We start from the raw sequence: 2,965 nt of genomic DNA on the forward strand, positions 1-2,965 counted from the left end.
ATCCATACTTAGCTCCTATTTTAGCTAATGAAATTCCCTTGGACCTTAGTTTAAATATATCTTTAACTATTTTAGCTTCATCATCATCTATTTCAAATTGGCCATGTTTATTTACTTTATATCCAAGTGATGGTTTACCACACACCCATTTATTTTCATTAAGTCTTGCTATTCTTCCATTACGAGTTCTGTCATTGAATAGCAATAGGTAAGACTTTGATATTATCTCCATCTTTTCCCCTGCTCCACACCGTACGTGAGACTTTCACCTCATACGGCGTTCCATCATTATTTATCTATTCTTAATTTCAGAATTTACAATTTCATTACGAAGTATTTCAACTTTTTTTAAAGCAATTTTTCCAAGGTTTAATTTAGTTTCATATCTATTAATAGTTTCTTTGTTAGTAGTATGTATTAGTTTATGAACTTCTGTTTTAAGAAGTATTAAATTATCATATTTATCGCTACCATTATTTTTCCTTGGTATTATATGATGGCATTCCATATTCCCTATTTCAAGAGGTTCTTTGCTTACTGCACATACTCCAAGTTGGCCACAATATAATGATAATCTATTATCGTTATATTCTATACTTTCTGAAGGTATTGGATTTTCTAATAAATACTTAATTGTATTTTTATCTGCACACATTTGTGTGTTGTGTATCTTTTCTCTTCCTTCATCTGTGTAGTTACATATACTTTGATTAAAGTTCATAGGTGGCTTAGTTGCAACTCCTGCTATTGGAAAGAGTGCAACTCCCATTATATAAATATTTTTATAATTATAATTTCCATAAAATTTATTATAGCATTTTGATTTTAAACCTGTTTTACTCCGTATTATTTTTAACCTGTTAGTTATACTCTTGTTGATACAAAATGCGATGTCTTTAAAGTCTAAATTGACGTGGGTTGCTATTTTATAATAGTTATGTGCTCCTAGTACAATGGAGTTGTATTTATTCACGTTTTCGACTGTTGTATGTCTTCTAATGTTTTTAATTTGATTCTTAAGTTTGAGAATCAGTTTTCTTTTAGATTTGTCACTTAAATGTGACTTTATAACTTGTCTTTTACCTTTTTTATGTAGCTTCATTTTGATACCTAAGTATTCTGAATAATTCTTTTTGAGGTTTACTATTTTTGATTTTTCCTCAGATATTTCTAGTTTTAATCTTTCTTTTAACCACGTTCTTGTTGCATGATAAACCTTATTAGCTACTTTATGATTTCTACAAAATATTTTGAAGTCATCAGCATATCTTACTATGTAAATTTCTTTCAAATTACAACATTTCAATGCTCTATACTTGTTATATTGTTTGGTGTATTTAATTTCACTATTAAAGTGTTCCCATTGTCCTGCTATCCACCAATCTAGTTCATTTAATACTATATTTGATAGTAGTGGAGATAGTATTCCTCCTTGGGGTGTTCCCTTCGTTGGAACTCCAATCCCTTTAATGGGTGCTTTTAGCATCTTGCTTATCACACATAGTAGTTGCTTATCTTGAATTCCCATAGACCACATTTGTTTTAATAGTTTTCCATGGTTAACATTATCAAAGAATCCTTTTATATCTATATCTACTACATAGCCTAGTTTACCTCTATTGGCTAGTGATACTGCTCTTGATATTGCATCATGTGTCCCTCTATTTGGTCTAAATCCATAATTATGGTTGTAGAATTTGGCTTCACATATAGGTTCTAGTACTTGTTTAATACTTTGTTGTATTAGTCTGTCTTCTATTGTAGGAATTCCTAATGGTCTCATTTTTCCATTATCTTTTTGAATTTCTACTCTACGGACCTTATGTGGTTTGTAGTCTTTTAGCCTATTTTGAATGTATTCTACATAATTACCATTATTTATTTTTGCTATATCATCTATGGTTTTTCTATTGATACCTTTTGTTTTACTACCTTTGTTTGTTTTTATATTTCTATAAGCAAGTTCTATATTATTTTTATCTGTGATTAATTTCATTAGATTATAGAATTTATAATTATTCTTATACTTAGATTTTTGGTAAAGACTATCAAACATCTTTTGTGTATCATAATACTCATTATTTCTGAGTTGTTGTTTCTTCAATGTCTTAATTGTCATTAGTCGATTAATCTCCTTATGTTACTGGATTTCATCTCTTTTAGTCTTACAAGAACCTAACGGTTATTTTGAAATTAAGTTTTAATATATTTAATGACTTGGGACTATCCCTCCATAGCTTATTATCACTACTTCGTTGGTACTGTGTCCCTACTCTCACTAGGACTAAGTATGTTACCATACAATATTTCATAGACGGTATAGTCTCCATATTCCTAGCTTTCCACGTTCCAATAATCCTATCTGTTCATATATCCTTAGGTAATTCCTTTAGGCCTGTTATCTTGATAGTGCCTATAACACTATAAGGTATTTCATACAGTCAAATCTTACTTTACCTCAATAACATCACATGTGTGATATATACATTTCTGTATACTACGAGTCTAGACCCGTACATTCGGAATTTCGTCAGTATGTTTTGTGTAACAATACTATTCTTACCATAGATATTTTATAGACCACCGACCTATCATACACTTGACCACCTCTGGTTCACATTTCGTGGAGGTAGGTTATTATCCTACAATTCCTTACGGTGTACTCTCAGCCGCCTTCACCGAGCTTATTACCAATAGATATATACCTATCTAAACGCAATTCGGAGTATCATGGAAAGCCCTTCAAGGCGTTACCCTATCATTTGACTTTTTAGATTATTAGTTCTTAGTTTAAAGTGACTAAACTAGGCTATACTTTTCATATAGCAACGTGTCACACTGATAGCTCTTTCAAACTCTGCAAAACTTCCTAGCATCTGTAGGAACAACATCCCTTGAGGTGTTGATGTATCAAACATTTCTGTAACGCTAACTAATGCTACTTCATGCTCTTGCAGCTCATAGA

Annotated in this window: 2 protein-coding genes and 1 pseudogene; all 3 read right to left on the reverse strand. The window is 31.0% G+C overall.

Translation table 11 applies throughout. The features are described 5' to 3' along the window. Positions 1–232: pseudogene (locus ACRDBA_RS07860) on the reverse strand (hypothetical protein); the annotation flags it as partial. Positions 233–292: 60 nt separating this feature from the next. After that, the gene (gene ltrA / locus ACRDBA_RS07865) at positions 293–2,119 is read right to left on the reverse strand and encodes a group II intron reverse transcriptase/maturase (protein WP_438572372.1); all 1,827 of its coding nucleotides are present in this window, start codon (positions 2,117–2,119) and stop codon (positions 293–295) included. Positions 2,120–2,804: 685 nt separating this feature from the next. Beyond that, on the reverse strand, positions 2,805–2,957 hold the full coding sequence (locus tag ACRDBA_RS07870) for a recombinase family protein (RefSeq protein WP_438572373.1): 153 nt from the start codon (positions 2,955–2,957) through the stop codon (positions 2,805–2,807). Between the last annotated feature and the right edge of the window lie 8 nt (positions 2,958–2,965).

This window comes from Clostridium sp. (assembly GCF_051654825.1).
Taxonomy (GTDB): domain Bacteria; phylum Bacillota; class Clostridia; order Clostridiales; family Clostridiaceae; genus Clostridium.

Bases quoted from the DNA above. Each gene is read 5' to 3' on its own strand.
- ltrA (WP_438572372.1), bottom strand. From the start codon at position 2,119: ATGACAATTAAGACATTGAAGAAACAACAACTCAGAAATAATGAGTAT.